The following is a 15714-nucleotide window of genomic DNA, read 5'->3' as shown; positions in this document are numbered from 1 at the left end:
CCGGCGGAGCGCACCGGAGCACCGGAGGCACCACTGTGGTCTCCGGTGCCGCTGCTCCAGCCGGGCCCGACCAGCGTGCCAGGGCCTCGAACCCCGACACCGTCGGTGGCGCTCGCCGCCGCGCCGGCGGCGGCGGTGGCGCACGCCTCCGACCGTGGTGCCCGGATCGCCGCCGTCGCCATCGCGCTGGCCTGGCACGTCGCCATCGGCCTGCCGGCGGTGCTGGCGGCCCGCGCGGACTACGCCGCGCCGGGGGTGGTGCTCGGCGGCTGGGTCCTGGTCGCGGTCGCCGGCGCGGTCGCCGGGGTACGGCTGCTGCTCGGCGCGGCGTTGGCACCGTGGCCGCTCGCCGGGCTGCTGCTCGCCGTCGACGCGGCCGTCTTCGCCGCCGTCGGCGAACGGCAGCTGTTCGCCGCCGCCAACTGGGTGTGGGGGACGCTCGCGTGGTTCTTCGTGCTGGCGCTGTGGGGCCGGCAGGTGGCCGGCCTCGTCGCGCTGCTGGCCGCACACGCGCTGATCGCCCTGGTCGCCGTGCTCTGGCACGGCCCCGACACGGCCGACCTGGCCCGCTACGTGATGTACGCGTACGGCACCTCCTCGCTGCCGGTGGCGGTCTTCGCGGGCAGCGCGGCGATCGTCGGCCTGGCCCGGCAACGGGCTGCCACCGCGGCCGCCGGTCACGCGATAGCGGCGGAGCGGGCCGCCGCCGAGCGGGGCCTCCGGGAACGCCGGGACCGCCTCACGCTGGCCGCCGCGGCGGCCGGGCGGGTGCTCGGGGAACTGGCCGCCGGGCAGGCCGACCCGGACGACCCGGAGGTGCAGCGCCGGTGCGTGCTGGCGGCGGCTCGACTGCGCCGCCTGATCGCCGAGTCCGACGACGTGCCCGACCCCCTGCTGCACGAACTGCGCGCTGCGGCCGACCTGGCCGAACGCAACGGACTGCCCATCGACCTGGTCACCATCGGCAGTCCGCCACCGCTGCCGGTGGAGATCCGCCGCGGGCTGGCCGACCCGCTCACCGGCCTCCTCGCCGACGCCCAGGAGTGGGCCCGGCTGACCGTGGTCTCCGGCCCCGACGAGGTGGTCGTCAGCCTGGTCACGCCGGACCGGGCCGGGCCGGAGTCGACCGGCCCACCGCCCGGGGAGCACGACGACGGGCCGGTACAGCACCTCTACGAGCGGGACGGGGACATCAGATGGGCGCAGACCCGGTGGCGGAAGTGACCGGCGAACGGCCGATCGGGGTGGCCATCGTCGACGACCACCCGGTGGTGGTCGACGGGGTGCGCGCCTGGCTCGCGACCGAGCCGAGGCTGACCGTGCTGGCCACCGGTGACGACCCGGACGAGGTGCTGCGGGCGGCGCCGGACGCCGACGTGGTCCTGCTCGACCTGCGGCTGCACGGCCGGATGGCGCTGGGCAAGCTGGCCGAGCTGAGTGCCGCCGGGCGGCGGGTGGTGGTCTACTCCGAGCACACCGACCCGGAGACGATGCTCGCCGCGCTGGACGCCGGGGCGGTCGCGTTCCTGGCCAAGCACGAGGGGCGGGAGCACTGCGTGGCGACCGTGCTGGCGGCGGCGAGTGACCGCCCGTACGTGCCGCCGGCGCTGGCCGGCGCGATGGTCGGCGACCCGCGACCGGACCGGCCGATGCTGTCCGACAAGGAACGCGAGGCGCTGCTGCTCTGGTTCCAGTCGATGTCCAAGGCGTCGGTGGCCCGCCGGATGCAGATCAGCGAACACACCGTCAAGCAGTACGTCGACCGCGCGCGGATCAAGTACACCCGGGCGGGGCGGCCGGCTGCCACAAAGGCGGCGCTGCTCGCCCGGGCGATCGAGGACGGCCTCGTCCGCCCGGAGGAGATCGGCATCTACCGGTCACACGCGACGTACGACCGGCCGACCCCCTAACGGGCGTCATGACAGCCGCTCCCGGATCCGCGAGGCTTCACACCACAGCCAGCTGACCGGGAGGTCGTGACGATGCACGCCGACGCGTCCCCCTTCTTCATCGGCCCCCACCGGTTCGACGCGCCGGACGACGATGTGGGGCCGGCCCTGGACCGTCGTCACGACCTGCGCCCGGTGCCCGGCGAGCGGGTGCTCGGCCGGTACCGGTTGCTCGTGGCGGGTTACCTGCTCGGGCCCACCGAGTCGTGGCGTGGCTGGCGGCTGCCCGCGCCCGTGACGGTGACGGTGACCGACCAGCGGATCTGCTGGGTGGGCACCGGGTCGCAGATGTCCCTGGTCACCGACGGGTCGATCCGAACGGTGGGTCGGCTGGCCGGCCTGATGAGCGGCCAGATCCGCTGGCAGTGGCCGTCCCGGTTGGAGCTGCCCCGGGCCGGGTCGGACGGCACCACGCAGCTGCTGATCGTCTGCGACGCGCTGCGCACCATCCAGCAGCCGGCGTTGGCCCTCGGCGGGTCGACCGCGGAGATCGTCGCGCTGGCCCGGCAGGTCCGCCGGGCGGTGGCCATGTTCCGGCTCACCCATCCGCAGATGGTCGACCTCTCCGCTCAGGAGCGCGACGTGCTGCTGCTGCGGGCCGGCACCGGGTGGCTCGCCGGGGACAGCCGGGTCACCCTGCCGGGCTCGCTGCCGGTGGAGTTCCGGTCCCGGGACGACTACTACCGTTCGGGGCCGGAGCCGACCTCGTGGACCGGGCTCGCAGGCGGCGCAGCATCCGGGCGTCGGTGAAGCCGACCGTCCGCGCGGCGGACTCCATGGTCGTGCCGTGCCCGATCAGGTGCTCGGCGCGTTCCACCCGCAGCAACTGCTGGTAGCCGAGCGGGGTCAGCCCGGTGGTCGCGCGGAACAGCCGGGTCAGCGTCCGTTCCGCCACGCCGCCGGCCGCGGCCAGGTCGGCCAGTGGCAGCGGCTCGGCGTACCGGCTGTCGATCAGATCCTGCACCCGGTGCACCGCGTCGGACAGGTGCGAGCGGTGCCGCATCATCGCGCTGGCCTGCTGCTCGTGCCCGTTGCGGCGGGCGTAGACGACCAGCGTGCGGGCGATCCGGGCGGCGGTCGCCGGGCCGTGCCGCGTGGCCACCAGGTGCAGCGCCACGTCGATGCCGCTGGCGATGCCCGCCGAGGTGACGACCCGGTCGTCGACCACGTAGAGCACGTCACGGGCCACCAGGGCCGCCGGGTGCCGGCGGGCCAGGTCGTCCTGCACCTCGTGGTGGGTGGTGCAGCGCCGGCCGTCGAGCAACCCGGCCCGACCGAGGGCGTACGCGCCCGCGCAGACGCTGGCCACGGTGCCGCCGCCCGCGTGGTGGTCGGCGAGCCTCCGCAGGTCGGCCGGCGACACCGGCCCCTGCGGGCCGTGCGCCGAGGGTCGCCAACCGGGCACCAGCACCAGGTCGTCCGGGGTCAGCTCGGGCCATCGGGTCTCGGCGACCAGCGGTACGCCCTGCACCGTGGGCACCTGCTCCCGCTCGGCGACGTAGTGCAGCCGGTAGTCGTACCCGAGGTCGGCGGCGCTGGAGAAGACCTGGGCCGGCCCGGCGAGGTCCAGCAGGTGCAGCTGCGGGACCAGCAGGAAGACGACCCGGGTCATCTCGTCAGCCTCGGGCGCCGGTCAGGGTCGAAGCCGTCAACTCGTCCACCGTCCGGATGGTCGCGAAGCGGCCGGCCAGCGCGTACTCGGTGCGGGAGACGATCTGCTCGACGCCGAGGGTGCGCGGGTCGGCGAGGATCTCCTCGACCGTGGCGGTCTCCGGCACGTCCCGGTGCGGGATGGGGAAGGTCAGCGTGGCGTCGGTGACGAACGTCATCCGGTAGCCGAGGTCCGAGCCGACCCTGGTGGTGGTCTCGACGCACTGCTCGGTGCGGATGCCACAGACGGTGAGGTCGTGCACCCCGGCCTGGGTGAGCAGTTGCTGGAGATTGGTGGTGGTGAACGCGTTGTGCGCGGTCTTCACCAGTGTCGGCTCGCCGTCGACCGGGGCCAGGCCCTCGATCAGCCGTACGTGCCCGCTGGCCGGGTCGAACACCCCGCCCGTGCCCGGCTCGGCGTGCAGGACCCAGACCACCAGGTCGCCGCGTTCCCGCGCCGCGGCGACCAGCCGGTCGACCTGCCGGACCAGGTCGGGGTTGGAGCCGTACGCCCAGATCGGGCGCTGGCGGAAGGACTCCTGGACGTCGATCACGACGAGTGCTGCTCTGCTCATGGTTCCGATCCTGGCGGGGTGGCCGCCGCGACGGCAGACACCATCATGCCCGGATGCGGAACGATCCGGTCACCGCCCGGTCAGGCGCTGGGGGCGTGGTGCTCACCGGCGGCGTCCAGGGCGGCGGCCTCCTCCGGTGTCGGTGCGCTGCCGCCCAGGTGCGCCGGCTGCCACCAGGTGTCGTCCGGGCCGGCCGGCGAGTCCGGGTACTCCCGCTGGGCCCGGTCGACGAGCGCGCTGAGCCGGGTGGTCAGCTCGGCGGCCAGCACGTTCGGGTCCGGGAAGTCCGCCGGCTCGATCGGCTCGCCGATCAGGATGGTGATCGGGGTGTGCCGGCGGGTGAGGGTGCGTGGACGGCCCTTCGTCCAGAGCCGCTGGGTGCCCCACAGCGCCACCGGCAGCACCGGCACCTTCGCCGAACGGGCCATCCGCACGGTGCCGCTCTTGAGCTCCTTGACGGTGAACGACCGACTGATCGTCGCCTCGGGGAAGACGCCGACCACCTCGCCGCGCTTGAGCGCGCCCACGGCCGCGCGGAACGAGGCCGCCCCGGCCTGCCGGTCCACCGGGATGTGCTTCATGCCGCGCATCAACGGACCGCCGATGCGGTGCGCGAAGACCGACTCCTTGGCCATGAACCGGACCAGCCGACCCGACGCGTTCGCGCCCAGGCCGGCGAAGATGAAGTCGAGGTAGCTGACGTGGTTGCTGGCCAGCACGGCCCCGCCGGTGCGGGGTACGTGGTGGGCGCCCTCGATGGTGATCTTCAGGTCGAGGACCCGGAACATCGTCTTGGCGGCGGCGATAACGGGCGGGTACACGAGCTCCGGCATCCGCAGAATCTACCCTGCCCGCCTGGGGATCGCCTGGGCGGCGACCGGCGGCGACGCCGAACCGCGCGTCGCCGCCGGTGCGTCCGGACCGGTTGGCCGGCGCGGGTCAGTCGGTGAGCTTGTGCAGGTCCAGCCGCCCCCGGGCGAACGCGTCCACCCGCCCCCAGCGGCCCGGGATGTCCAGCACCTCGATCCGGCCCATCCCTATCGGCAGCCGTGGTTCGACCGCCAGGTGCCCCTCGTGCGGCTCCAAGCCGAGCATGGTGCGCAGCAGCAGCAACGGCGTACCGGTCGACCAGGCCTGCGGGCTGCACGCCGTCGGATACTCCACCGGGAACTTCGTCAGCTCCCGCGGATAGCCGCCGAACGCCTCCGGCAGCCGCCCGTCGAAGTAGGTCGCCGCGTCCAGGATGCCGTTGGCGATGGTGGCGGCCTCCTCCGCGAAGCCGTACCGGCGCAGACCCCAGGCGATGAAGGAGTTGTCGAACGGCCAGATCGTGCCGTTGTGGTAGCCGATCGGGTTGTACCGGGCCTCCCCCTCGGCCAGCGTTCGCACCCCCCACCCGGTGAAGAGCCGTGGCCCCACCAGGTGCTGCGCGAGCTTCTCCGCCCGCTCCGGTTCGACGATCCCACTCCACAGCAGGTGGCCGATGTTCGAGCTGAGGACGTCGCACTGGCGGCCGTCCGGGTCCAGGGCCAGGGCGTAGTACTCACCGTCCTCCACCCACCAGTCCCGGTTGAACCGCTGCTTCAGCTCCATCGCCTCCCGCTCCAGCTGGTCGGCGAACTCCGGGTCGTCCCAGAACTCCCTGGCGAGGCGAGCGCCACGGACTTTCGCGTCGTACGCGTACCCCTGCACCTCGCAGGTGGCGCGCGGGAACGGCGGCAGCGTGCCGTCCCGGTAGGAGATCGAGTCCCAGGAGTCCTTCCAGCACTGGTTCTCCAGGCCGGTGTCGGTGTTGCGCCGCTCGTACCAGATGTAGCCGCTGCCCACCAGGTCGGCGTAGTCGTCGATCCACCTCAGGGCCGCCCGGGACTCCCGCTCCAGCTCCTTCACCAGCGCGACGTCACCGCTCCAGCGCTCGTACTCGTCGAGCAGCACGACGAACAGCGGCGTCGCGTCCACCGAGCCGTAGTACGGCGAGTGCGGCTGCTCCTCGAACGAGGCGGTCTCGCCGTAGCGCATCTCGTGCAGGATCCGCCCGGGGTCCTCGTCGCGGAAGTCGTCGAACCGGCTGCCCTGCAGGGACGCCAGGATGCGCAGCGTGGTCTTGGACAGTTGCGGGGTGAACGGCAGCGTCTGCAGGCAGGTGAGGATGCTGTCCCGGCCGAACATCGTCATGAACCAGGGCAGGCCGGCGGCCGGCAGGGTGGCGCCACCGAGCGACAGCGGCGAGAAGCGCAGCGCCGCCAGGTCGATCAGGCTACGCCGGTACGTGCTGGCCACGCGGCCGTGCTCACTGTTGACCTTGGGTGCCTCCGCGATCCACCTCTCCAGGTCGTGCTGGAGGGCGAGCCGTTCGTCGCCGTGCACCCGCAGGCCGAAGCGCAGGTCCCGGCCGCCGGGTCCCACCGCGTGGGTCTCGACCTGGATCGCCGTCTCCCACTGCTCGTTGGGCTCCAGGTGGACGGTGTACGCGAACCCCTTGCTGTCGTAGCGGGCCGCCATCGACGAGGAGATCGACGTCTCCCGTACGAAGTTGCCCCGGCGGTAGCCCAGCCGCAGCTGGTCCGCCTCGACCTCGGAGTAGATCTCGCCCTTCTTGTTCACGATCTCGTCCTTGACCTGGAACAGGTCGGCGAAGTCCGACGCCGCGTCCATCCGGATCTCCAGGTCGACCGGCTTCTCGTCGTGGTTCAGGATGGTGATCTGCTCCCGGAAGCTCCCGCCGACCGACCGCTCCCGAATGATCGACAGTTTCGCGTCGATGTAGTGGGTCGCCACCCCCGGCACGAGGAAGAACCGCGACTCGAAGTACTGGAGGTCGTCGAAGGACAGGGAGTTGAGCCGCTCGCCGTTAACGGTCAGCACCCAGGTGGACAGAAACCGCGTGTCGATGGAGAACAGCCCGGTCGGCTCGCTCGGCGTCGCCTCGATGTCGCCGGTGTCCTCGCAGACGACGAACGTGTTGCCGTCCAGGATCCGGATCGTGTTGCTCTGACCCATCAGCGCACCTCCCCGGTGAAGCGCCGGCGCGGCCCGAGGGAGTCCGGGGAGCCCGGGAAGATCCTCTCCACCTGCACCACCAGCCGGGCGTCGCCCAGCACCGTCATGTCCCCCCGCAACAGGGCCGCCAGGCCGTGTTCGCGGCCCGCGGCGAGGTCCTCGAAGAGCTGCGGGCTGGTCCCGATGACCGTGTCGGCCTCCCGGTCCTCCTGGCTCACGTTCAGCCGGCCGTGGTCGATCGTCAGCAGCCAGTGCCGGGTCTGCGCCCCCTCGCTCAGGTCGATGCGCAGCGTCCCGGAGGCCTTCGCCAGCAGGGGTTCGTACCCCCGCCGGTCCAGGTCCTCGAAGAACCTCGTGGTCGCGTCCACCATCGGGTCCACTCCTCCCCAGTTGGCCGGTCCGGGATCCCACCCGGCGCGCTCGCGTCGCACGGACGGCCGGCTTCGCACGTCCCCGCACGGGTCCCCGCCTGCTCCCCGGCCAACCTCGCCCGGATCGGGTGAGCCGCCGGGCGGTGTCGGGGAGGCCGGGTAGCGTGCCGGGCATCGGAACGGGAGCGACGGGACATCCGGGACGGGAGGGGCGCATGACGGTGCGGACACCCGAGGTCGACCGGCGGCAGGTGCTGGCCTACCGGGTGGCGGCCCAGCAGCTCGACCGCTCCGGCGGCCGGCGGCCGGGCGACCTGGCGGTGCTGGCCCTCGGCGTGCAGGACACGCCCTACGGCGCGGCTCGGCAGGCGCTGGCGGCGCGCGGTGCGACCGGGCCGGACGATCGGCTGGAGCTGGTCTGGTCGATGCGTGGTGCACCGCACCTGCACCGGCGCGCCGAGCTGCCGACCCTGGCCGCGGCCATCTGGCCGCTCAGTGACGCCGACGCCACCCGCCGGATCCCCGGGCAGATCGGTGCGGGTGCCCGACTCGGGCTGGCGGCGTTCCGGGCCACGGCCGAGGCGTTCCAGGCGGTGGTCACCACCGAGTTGGAGCGCGGTGTGGTCAGCCGGGCGGCCTCCGACCGGGTTCCCGCCGAGTTGACCTACGACTGCCGGCCCTGCGGGGCGCGGCACATCTCCGGATCGGTGTTCCAGCAGGCCGGGCTCGCCGGCGGGGTGCGCCTGGTGGTGACCGGCCGCGCCGCCCGGCTCGCACCGTTGGCTGACTGGCCCGGTCCGCCCGCCTCGGCGGCCCACACCGCCGAGGTGGTGACGACCTACCTGCGGCTGCTCGGCCCCGCCACCCCGGCCGACGCGGCCGGTTTCCTCGGCTGCGCCGTGACGGAGCTGCGCCGCGTCTGGCCGGCGGGCCTGGCCGAGGTACGCGTCGACGGCCGGGCCGCCTGGCTGCCGGCCGACGCGCTCGACGCGTTGACCGGCGCGCCCGCGCCACGGCTGGTGCGGCTGCTGCCGCCGGGCGACCCGTTCCTCGCCGGCCGCGACCGTGACCTGCTGGTGCCGGAGCGCGAGCACCAGCGGCAGCTGTGGCGGGCGATCGGCAATCCCGGCGCGCTGCTGGCGGACGGCGAGGTGGTGGGCACCTGGCGGGCACGGCAGGCCGGAAAGGGGCGGCTGGAGCTGACGGTCAGCCCGTGGTCGCCGCTGTCGGGCCGGCTGCGGCGCGAGGTCGACGCCGAGGCCGCGACGGTGGCCGCCACGCGCGCCGCCACCGACGTACGCGTCCAGGTCGAGCCGGCCTGACGACGCAGCGCCGGCCCTCCCCACGGGGGAGAGCCGGCGCGCCCGCGGCGGACGGTCAGTTGTTCGGATCGTCGGCGCTGATGTCGGCCAGCACCGACTGCGGCTCGCGCTCGACCGCGAGGTCGCCCATCGAGACCAGGCCGACCAGACGGCCGTCGTCGATCACCGGCAGCCGGCGTACGGCGTAGGTACGCATCAGGTCCGCGGCGGCCACCGCGTCGTCGTACTGGCTCACCGTCACCACATCGCGAGTGGTGATCTGGTTCAGCCGGGTCGAGCCCGGGTCCATGCTCTCCGCGACACCACGGACCGTGATGTCCCGGTCCGTAACGATGCCGACCACATTGTCGCCATCAGTCACCACCACGTCACCGATCGCACTGTCGCGCATCTCCTGCGCGGCCGCGGTGAGCGTGTCGTTGCCGTCCATCGTCACCAACCGGGTCGTCATGAACTCTCCGACCGTTGTCATGGTGCTCCCCTCTCGGTGTCGGCACGGCCCGTCTACCCGCCGCCCGGGGCGGGGTAACGCGGGCGGCCCGGCCGACCGCACGTTGCGTCGGCGGCCGGGTGGAACGCCACAGCGGGGGTGGCGCTGCGCTGACTACGGTGGGCGGATGAGGACGGGCGAACGCGAGCTGCGGGAGTTGGTCGCCGGCAGCGGATGGCTGAGCCGGGCGCTGACCGTGGTGCGCGACTCCGGCCTGCCGGACGCCTGGATCGGCGCGGGCGTCCTGCGCGACCTGGTCTGGGGTGAGCGGTACGGCGACGGGTTCGACCCGGCGACGGTCCGGGACGTGGACGTCGTCTACTTCCACCCGACGGCGCTGAGCCGGACGGACGACGACCGGGCCACCGCCCGGCTTGCAACGGCCTGGGCGGAGCCGCCGTGGCAGGCGCGCAACCAGGCGGCGGTGCACACCTGGTACGCGGCGAAGTTCGGCGGCGACCCGATCGCCCCGTACCGCAGCGTGGCCGAGGCCGTCGCCACCTGGCCGGAGTACGCCACCGCCGTGGCCGTCCGGCTGGATGCGGCCGACCGGCTGGTGGTCTGCGCCCCGTACGGCCTGGCGGACCTGCTGGGCGGAATATGGCGGCACAACCCGGCCCGGGTGGATGTCGCCGGGTCCCGGCAGCGGCTGGCCCGGCATCGGCCGGCGGAGCGCTGGCCGGGTGTGACCGTGGTCGAGCCCGGCTGACCGGCAGGGTCGGCGTGCGTCAGCCCTGGGGCGGGATGCCGTAGATCCGCTCGACGTGCAGGCGCAGCACCAGCCGCCGCTCGTCGACCATGGCCTGGCGGTACTCGTCCCAGTCCGGGTGTTCGCCGCGCAGCGACCGGTAGAGCCCCACCAACTCCTCGACGGTCTCGTCGCCGGGCTCGGCTGCCGGCGACGTCAGCTCGGCGCGCCCCTCGACCACCGCGTACGCCCAGCCGTCCTCGCTGCTGACGTGGAAGCTGGCCCGGGGGTCCCGCCGCAGGTTGGCGGTCTTGGCGCGGCCGTCGGTGACCGAGACGCGGATCAACCCCGCCTCCCGGTCGAACGCGTGGACCACGGTGGACAGCTGCGGCCGCCCGTCCCGCTTGATCGTCGCCAGCACACCCATCGAACGGCCGGCGATCAGGTCGGTCAACGCCTGCTGGGTGCGGTCGTCCGCCACGGTCTCCTCCAGATGGCACGTTCGGCTTCGTCCATCCAAGCACGACGGACGGTTGGCGCGCCCGTCGAACCCTGTGGCGGCGTCCCTCGGCAGGCCGAGGCCCCCGCCGGGTCACCGACGGGGGCCTCGGGTGTCGTGACGGTCAGCGACGCTCGGCGGCGACCAGCTCGGCGAGCTGCACCGCGTTGAGCGCGGCGCCCTTGCGGAGGTTGTCGTTGGAGCAGAACAGCGCCAACCCGTACTCGGCGGTCTCGTCGGCGCGGATCCGTCCCACGTAGGTCGGGTCCTGCCCGGCAGCCTGCAACGGAGTCGGGACGTCGGTCAGCGCCACCCCGGGCGCGTCGGCGAGCAGTTCGTGGGCCCGCTGGGGCGTGAGCGGCCGGGCGAAGCGGGCGTTGATCTGGAGCGAGTGGCCGGTGAAGACGGGCACCCGGACGCAGGTGCCGGAGACCTTCAGGTCGGGGATCTCCAGGATCTTGCGGCTCTCGTTGCGCAGCTTCTGCTCCTCGTCGGTCTCGAAGGAGCCGTCGTCGACGATCGAGCCGGCCAGCGGGAGCACGTTGAAGGCGATCGGCTCGGCGAACGAGCGCGGTGCGGGGAACTCCACGGCCGACCCGTCGAAGGCGAGCGCGGTGGCGTGCTCGGCGACCTTGCGGACCTGCTCGTCCAGCTCGGCGACGCCGGCCAGCCCGGCACCGGAGACCGCCTGGTAGGTCGAGACGACCAGGCCGACCAGGCCGGCCTCGGCGTGCAGCGGGCGCAGCACCGGCATCGCGGCCATCGTGGTGCAGTTGGGGTTGGCGATGATGCCCTTGGGGCGGTCGGCGGCGGCGTGCGGGTTGACCTCGGCGACCACCAGCGGCACCAGCGGGTCCATCCGGAACGCCGACGAGTTGTCGATCACCACGGCGCCGGCTTCGGCGACCCGGGGGGCCAGCTCACGGGCGGTGCCCTTACCGGCCGAGAAGAGCACGATGTCCAGGCCGGAGTAGTCCGCTGTCGCGGCGTCCTCGACGGTCACCTCGCCGTCGCGCCAGGGCAGCGCCCGACCGGCGGACCGCGCCGAGGCGAACAACCGCACCTGCTCCGCCGGGAACTCCCGCTCCGCCAGCACCTGCCGCATCACGCCACCGACCTGGCCGGTGGCCCCCACAATGCCGATCCTCATGCCCGCGAGGCTACCCAGCCCACCCCCACAACCGGGACCCCTTTCCCACCGCCCGGGTCGTGCATCACACCCGGCGCATCGGTGATCACGGGGTTGACGGGGATTACGTGATCGAAATCGCCGCGCATTCCATGATCACCGCAGGAAGGGCGTCAGGGGCGCGTGACCAGGTCGCCCAGGCCGGCGGCCGTCAGGTCGTCACGGATGATGGCCGCATCGCCCTCGACCACCAGGGTCAGCGCGTCCGGGTGCAGGTGGGTGGCTGCGGCTGCGGACACCTGGTCCACGTCGGCGGCGAGCAACTCCTCGCGCAGCCGGGCGTGATAGTCGTCCGGCAGGTCGTGCACCACCAGCGTGGTCAACGCGGAGGCGATCGCCCGTGGGCTCTGCAACTCGACCGAGAGCTGCCCGGCCCGCCAGGAACGCGCCACCGCCAGCTCGTCCTCGGTCACCCCGCCGACCTGGGTACGCGTGATCTCGCCGACCGCCTCGACCAGGGCCGGCGTCGTCACCGCGGTCTGCACGCCGGAGCTGACCGCGAACCGGCCGAACCGCCGGGACGAGGCGAAGTCGGCGCGGATGCCGTACGTGTAGCCGCGCACCTCGCGGATCAGGTGGTTGAGCCGGGAGGTGAAGGCCCCGCCGAGCACGGTGCCGGCGAGCGTCATCGGTACGTGGTCCGGGTGCGCCCGGTGCGGCGACGGGTGGCCGAGCCGCAGCGTGGACTGCACCGAGCCGGGACGGTCCACCAGGATGATCCGCCGACCGCCGCGCAGCGGCACGTCGATCGGGCCGCCCCGGTCGGCGGGGCCGCCCCCGGTGCCGCTGAACGCCGCCGCCGCCAGCGCGTCCAGGTCGATCCGGTCCAGGTCACCGGCGACGATCAGGGTGCCGGGCCGCAGGAACCACTCGGAGTGGAAGACCGTCACGTCCTCCACGTCCAGCCCCGCCACCGAATCCGGGTCGCCGTACATCGGGCGCCCCCACCGGTTCTCGGCGCCGAACAGGTCCGCGCGCAGGGCGGCGTCGGCACGGGGGCCCGGGTTGGCCCAGTCCATCCGCAGCGCGGTCGCCTCGTCGTCACGGACCCGCCGGACATCGGCCGGGTCGAGCTTCGGCGTCCGGACGGCCTCGGCGAGCAGCTGCACCGCTGCGGTCAGCCGGTCCACCGGCACCTGGACGCTGACCTGGAACGAGTCCCAGTCCAGCCCGGTCACCAGCTCGGTGCCGAGCGCCTCGATGGCCAGCGCGTACGCGGTGGCGTCCCGCTGCGCGGTGCCCTCCTCCAGCGCCTTGGCCAGCACCCCGCCCAGCCCCTCCTTGCCGGCCAGCTCCCGGGCGGCACCCGCGTCGAGCAGCAGCAGCGCGACGGCGAGGTTCTGCCCGGGGAGGTGCGCGGCGACCACCTGGCCGCCGGCCACGGCACGGCGGACCACCGGCGGGAACCGGTACGGGCGGGCGGCACCCGGGCCGGGACGGTCGGCGATCAGCGTCATGCGGTCTCCTCGGGCACGTAGGTCAGGGTCGCCCGGTTGGGCGCGTCGAGCACCTCGGCTGCGGCCTCGGCGATCTGCTCGGCGGTCACCGCGAGCCAGGCGGGCAACCGGTCGGCGGCCCGGGCCGGGTCACCGAACTGGGTGGTGTACCGGCCGAGGGTGTCGGCACGGCCGTCCACGGTCGACATCTGCCGCCACCACGCGGTGCTCAGCAACGCCTTGGCCCGGTCCAGCTCGGCGGCGGTGACCGGGACGGTGGCCAGCTCGTCGACCACCTCGGCCAGCCCCTCGGCCAGCCGCTCGGCGCTCACCCCGGGGCGCGCGGTGGCGGTGGCGATCAGCGGCGCCGGGGCGTGCGCGAGGTCCACCCCGTACGCCCCGACCAGGTCCGGCTGGGCGATCCGTTCGCCGTCGGCGAGCCGCTGGTAGAGCCGGCTGCCCCGACCGCTGCCGAGCACGGTGGCGAGCACGGTGAGCACGTCGTAGCCGGGGCTGCCGAACGGGTAGCCGCGGTGCGCCACGTACACCCGGGGGGCCGGCACGTCGGCGGTCACGGTCTCCACGGCGGGTCGCGCGGTGGCCGGGACGGTCCGGCCGTCCGGGGCCGGCGGGATGTCCTCGCGGGCGGGCAGCGCGCCGAAGTACTTGTCGGCCAGCGCGAACACCTCGGCGGCCGCGGCGTCGCCGACCACGGTGAGCACCGCGTTGTTGGGCGCGTAGTACGTCTCGTGGAACGCCTGGAAGGTGGCGAGGTCGGCGGCGTTCAGGTCGGCCATCGAGCCGATCGTCGAGTGGTGGTACGGGTGCCCCGGTGGGTAGAGCAGCGGCAGCAGCCGCAGCCAGGCGTCTCCGTACGGGACGTTCTCGTAGCGCTGCCGGCGCTCGTTCTTCACCACGTCCCGCTGGTTGTCCAGCGTCTCCTGGGTGAGTGCGGGGACCAGGCCGCCCATCCGGTCGGCCTCCAACCAGAGCGCCAGCTCCAGGTGCTCGGCCGGCACCGTCTCGAAGTAGTTGGTCCGGTCGGGGTTGGTGGTGGCGTTGAGCGAGCCACCCGAGCCCTGGATCAGCTTCATGTGCTCGGTCTTGGCCACGTTCACCGAGCCCTCGAACATCAGGTGCTCGAAGAGGTGGGCGAAGCCGGTCTGCCCGTCCGGCTCGTGCCGGGAACCGACGTCGTACCAGAGGTTGACGGCCACGGCCGGCGCGGTGCGGTCCTCGCTCACCACCACGCGCAGGCCGTTGTCCAGTCGGGACGTCTCGATGGGCCAGGGGTAACCGCTGTCGGGCATGCCACGACGCTATCCGATCTCCCGGGCGGAAAGGTGACGTGCCGGCCGTCGGCGAGCCGGCCACCGGCATCGAGCCGGCCAGTCGGGGTACCGGAGGGCCATGCCCGCACCCACCGCCACCCCGCCCGCCCCGCGTGTCACCGGGCGGGCCGCCACCGTCGTCGAAGGCGCCGCCGCCGCCCTGACCCGCCTGCGCCGCGGTCGGCTCCTGCATCCCGCCGGCCGCTCGTTCGCCGCCGAGGTGATGATCTGGGGTACGCCCGGACCACCCACCGGGGTCAGCCTGCTCGACGACCCCGGCCGGTACCGGGCGACCGTCCGGCTCTCCAAGGGGGTGCCCACGCCGGGCAGCTGGCCGGACGTGCTGGGGCTGGCGGTGCGCGTGCACTCCGACGCCGGCCGCCCGTTCGACCTGCTGGTCAGCTCCAGCGGCGCGGCCCCGTTTCTGCGGAACCTGCCGCTGCCCCGACGCCGCTTCGCCGGGACGTACAGCACGATCACCTGCTACCGCCGGGGCAGGCGCCGGCTCTGGCTGGCGGCGCTGGCCGACCCGGAGTCGATCGACCTCGGCGACAGCCTGGCCACGGTGACCGAGGCCGCCCGGGCGGACGCGCCGCGCCTGGTTCTCGCGGTCGCGTCCGCCGTGGGGCCGTGGCGGCCGATCGGGCAGGTGACCATCGGCGCCCAGCTCGACGCACGTCAGGACGCCGCGCTCGCCTTCGACCCGGTGGGCAACCTGCCGCCGGAGCTGCGGGCGGCCGGCCCGCTGGCCTGGCTGCGGGACCAGACCTACCGAGGGTCGCGCCGGGCCCGTGGGGCGGCCGGTCAGTCCGGAGGCTCGGAGGCGACCACCGTCTGATCCGAGGTGCGGTGCTCCAGCACCGTGTCCGGGGCGGCGTTCTGGTCCTCCTCACGGATGTCCGAGTCGGTGAGGATGGCCTCGGCCTGCGCCTCCGGGTCGTCGCTGCCCACCGCCGCCTCCTCGGGCAGGAGGTGCGCGCGGGACTCCACGCGGTCCTGATCGTTCTGCTCGTCCGTCATGGCACCCCTGTTACCCCGGCCCCGGCCCTGCCACGCGGTGATCGTCCAGCCTCTTGGGACGACCCGCTGAGTTCCGGCGGCGTCGGGTACGCTGGGCCCGTGACGCGTTCGTATCGATGGTTTAGGCAGCCGGCTCGCAAGCCGGTGACTTCACCATGATCTGACGTCACCACGGACCGAGCCGGCTGGGCAGG

At 73.7% G+C, this 15714-nt stretch carries 17 protein-coding genes; 6 read left to right on the top strand and 11 right to left on the bottom strand.

The features are described 5' to 3' along the window. The first annotated feature begins 75 nt into the window (after window positions 1-75). The 3 genes from M8C17_RS28650 (at window position 76) to M8C17_RS28640 (ending at window position 2699) form a co-directional block, all read left to right on the top strand. Complete coding sequence (locus tag M8C17_RS28650; RefSeq protein ID WP_374559513.1) at window positions 76-1224, top strand: hypothetical protein; 1149 nt, start codon at window positions 76-78, stop codon at window positions 1222-1224. Beyond that, window positions 1197-1910, top strand: a complete 714-nt coding sequence (locus M8C17_RS28645; RefSeq protein WP_252419683.1) for a response regulator transcription factor — start codon at window positions 1197-1199, stop codon at window positions 1908-1910. Before M8C17_RS28650 ends, M8C17_RS28645 begins: the two co-directional genes overlap by 28 nt. A gap of 72 nt (window positions 1911-1982) precedes the next feature. Further along, on the top strand, window positions 1983-2699 hold the full coding sequence (locus M8C17_RS28640; protein WP_252419682.1) for a hypothetical protein: 717 nt from the start codon (window positions 1983-1985) through the stop codon (window positions 2697-2699). Here the strand turns inward: M8C17_RS28640 and M8C17_RS28635 are convergent. The 5 genes from M8C17_RS28635 to M8C17_RS28615 all read right to left on the bottom strand — a co-directional run bounded on the left by M8C17_RS28635 (window position 2581) and on the right by M8C17_RS28615 (window position 7545). After that, entirely contained in the window at window positions 2581-3561 is a 981-nt protein-coding gene (locus M8C17_RS28635) for a GlxA family transcriptional regulator (protein WP_252419681.1), read from the bottom strand. The genes M8C17_RS28640 and M8C17_RS28635 overlap by 119 nt on opposite strands. 4 nt (window positions 3562-3565) lie before the next feature. Further along, entirely contained in the window at window positions 3566-4174 is a 609-nt protein-coding gene (locus M8C17_RS28630; protein ID WP_252419680.1) for an isochorismatase family protein, read from the bottom strand. An 80-nt stretch (window positions 4175-4254) separates the two neighbouring features. Beyond that, window positions 4255-5007 (bottom strand): 1-acyl-sn-glycerol-3-phosphate acyltransferase, encoded by a 753-nt coding sequence (locus tag M8C17_RS28625; RefSeq protein WP_252419679.1) that lies wholly within the window; start codon window positions 5005-5007, stop codon window positions 4255-4257. A gap of 106 nt (window positions 5008-5113) precedes the next feature. Continuing rightward, entirely contained in the window at window positions 5114-7174 is a 2061-nt protein-coding gene (locus M8C17_RS28620) for a glycogen debranching N-terminal domain-containing protein (protein ID WP_252419678.1), read from the bottom strand. After that, window positions 7174-7545, bottom strand: coding sequence for an SCP2 sterol-binding domain-containing protein (locus M8C17_RS28615; protein ID WP_252419677.1), 372 nt, complete (start codon window positions 7543-7545; stop codon window positions 7174-7176). Before M8C17_RS28615 ends, M8C17_RS28620 begins: the two co-directional genes overlap by 1 nt. A gap of 215 nt (window positions 7546-7760) precedes the next feature. On the opposite strand from M8C17_RS28615, the gene M8C17_RS28610 reads away from it, so the two are divergent. Next, window positions 7761-8867, top strand: coding sequence for a DNA glycosylase AlkZ-like family protein (locus M8C17_RS28610; protein WP_252419676.1), 1107 nt, complete (start codon window positions 7761-7763; stop codon window positions 8865-8867). A 55-nt stretch (window positions 8868-8922) separates the two neighbouring features. Here the strand turns inward: M8C17_RS28610 and M8C17_RS28605 are convergent, their stop codons facing one another. Further along, window positions 8923-9339, bottom strand: coding sequence for a CBS domain-containing protein (locus M8C17_RS28605; RefSeq protein WP_252419675.1), 417 nt, complete (start codon window positions 9337-9339; stop codon window positions 8923-8925). Window positions 9340-9484: 145 nt separating this feature from the next. Here M8C17_RS28605 and M8C17_RS28600 point away from each other — a divergent pair, with 145 nt between their 5' ends. Further along, window positions 9485-10066: a nucleotidyltransferase family protein gene (locus tag M8C17_RS28600; protein WP_252419674.1), complete on the top strand. Its 582-nt coding sequence runs from the start codon at window positions 9485-9487 to the stop codon at window positions 10064-10066. 19 nt (window positions 10067-10085) lie between these two features. Here M8C17_RS28600 and M8C17_RS28595 read toward each other — a convergent pair whose 3' ends face one another. The 4 genes from M8C17_RS28595 to M8C17_RS28580 all read right to left on the bottom strand — a co-directional run bounded on the left by M8C17_RS28595 (window position 10086) and on the right by M8C17_RS28580 (window position 14479). After that, window positions 10086-10526 (bottom strand): PPOX class F420-dependent oxidoreductase, encoded by a 441-nt coding sequence (locus M8C17_RS28595; protein WP_308209599.1) that lies wholly within the window; start codon window positions 10524-10526, stop codon window positions 10086-10088. A gap of 142 nt (window positions 10527-10668) precedes the next feature. Beyond that, window positions 10669-11694, bottom strand: coding sequence for an aspartate-semialdehyde dehydrogenase (locus M8C17_RS28590; RefSeq protein WP_252419673.1), 1026 nt, complete (start codon window positions 11692-11694; stop codon window positions 10669-10671). 152 nt (window positions 11695-11846) lie between these two features. Beyond that, on the bottom strand, window positions 11847-13190 hold the full coding sequence (locus tag M8C17_RS28585) for a pitrilysin family protein (RefSeq protein WP_252419672.1): 1344 nt from the start codon (window positions 13188-13190) through the stop codon (window positions 11847-11849). Next, a complete protein-coding gene (locus M8C17_RS28580) occupies window positions 13187-14479 on the bottom strand; it encodes a pitrilysin family protein (protein WP_252419671.1) in 1293 nt (430 codons plus the stop codon). The genes M8C17_RS28585 and M8C17_RS28580 overlap by 4 nt, the downstream gene beginning before the upstream one ends. Before the next feature lie 100 nt (window positions 14480-14579). Here M8C17_RS28580 and M8C17_RS28575 point away from each other — a divergent pair, with 100 nt between their 5' ends. Beyond that, a complete protein-coding gene (locus tag M8C17_RS28575; RefSeq protein ID WP_252419670.1) occupies window positions 14580-15338 on the top strand; it encodes a phosphodiesterase in 759 nt (252 codons plus the stop codon). Here the strand turns inward: M8C17_RS28575 and M8C17_RS28570 are convergent. After that, window positions 15305-15520, bottom strand: coding sequence for a hypothetical protein (locus tag M8C17_RS28570; RefSeq protein WP_252419669.1), 216 nt, complete (start codon window positions 15518-15520; stop codon window positions 15305-15307). The genes M8C17_RS28575 and M8C17_RS28570 overlap by 34 nt on opposite strands. Window positions 15521-15714 lie beyond the last annotated feature (194 nt).

This window comes from Micromonospora sp. RHAY321 (assembly GCF_023896955.1).
Taxonomy (GTDB): domain Bacteria; phylum Actinomycetota; class Actinomycetes; order Mycobacteriales; family Micromonosporaceae; genus Micromonospora.
The sequence above is the reverse complement of the archived record's forward strand: the minus strand, read 5'-3'. Positions and strand labels throughout refer to the sequence as shown.

What these genes read in the sequence shown, in the direction of transcription:
- M8C17_RS28630 (WP_252419680.1), bottom strand. Translation starts at nt 4,174, where the DNA reads ATGAGCAGAGCAGCACTCGTCGTGATCGACGTCCAGGAGTCCTTCCGC.
- M8C17_RS28610 (WP_252419676.1), top strand. Translation starts at nt 7,761, where the DNA reads ATGACGGTGCGGACACCCGAGGTCGACCGGCGGCAGGTGCTGGCCTAC.
- M8C17_RS28590 (WP_252419673.1), bottom strand. Translation starts at nt 11,694, where the DNA reads ATGAGGATCGGCATTGTGGGGGCCACCGGCCAGGTCGGTGGCGTGATG.
- M8C17_RS28635 (WP_252419681.1), bottom strand. Translation starts at nt 3,561, where the DNA reads ATGACCCGGGTCGTCTTCCTGCTGGTCCCGCAGCTGCACCTGCTGGAC.
- M8C17_RS28580 (WP_252419671.1), bottom strand. Translation starts at nt 14,479, where the DNA reads ATGCCCGACAGCGGTTACCCCTGGCCCATCGAGACGTCCCGACTGGAC.
- M8C17_RS28645 (WP_252419683.1), top strand. Translation starts at nt 1,197, where the DNA reads ATGGGCGCAGACCCGGTGGCGGAAGTGACCGGCGAACGGCCGATCGGG.
- M8C17_RS28625 (WP_252419679.1), bottom strand. Translation starts at nt 5,007, where the DNA reads ATGCCGGAGCTCGTGTACCCGCCCGTTATCGCCGCCGCCAAGACGATG.
- M8C17_RS28585 (WP_252419672.1), bottom strand. Translation starts at nt 13,190, where the DNA reads ATGACGCTGATCGCCGACCGTCCCGGCCCGGGTGCCGCCCGCCCGTAC.
- M8C17_RS28640 (WP_252419682.1), top strand. Translation starts at nt 1,983, where the DNA reads ATGCACGCCGACGCGTCCCCCTTCTTCATCGGCCCCCACCGGTTCGAC.
- M8C17_RS28600 (WP_252419674.1), top strand. Translation starts at nt 9,485, where the DNA reads ATGAGGACGGGCGAACGCGAGCTGCGGGAGTTGGTCGCCGGCAGCGGA.
- M8C17_RS28575 (WP_252419670.1), top strand. Translation starts at nt 14,580, where the DNA reads ATGCCCGCACCCACCGCCACCCCGCCCGCCCCGCGTGTCACCGGGCGG.
- M8C17_RS28570 (WP_252419669.1), bottom strand. Translation starts at nt 15,520, where the DNA reads ATGACGGACGAGCAGAACGATCAGGACCGCGTGGAGTCCCGCGCGCAC.
- M8C17_RS28620 (WP_252419678.1), bottom strand. Translation starts at nt 7,174, where the DNA reads ATGGGTCAGAGCAACACGATCCGGATCCTGGACGGCAACACGTTCGTC.
- M8C17_RS28615 (WP_252419677.1), bottom strand. Translation starts at nt 7,545, where the DNA reads ATGGTGGACGCGACCACGAGGTTCTTCGAGGACCTGGACCGGCGGGGG.
- M8C17_RS28605 (WP_252419675.1), bottom strand. Translation starts at nt 9,339, where the DNA reads ATGACAACGGTCGGAGAGTTCATGACGACCCGGTTGGTGACGATGGAC.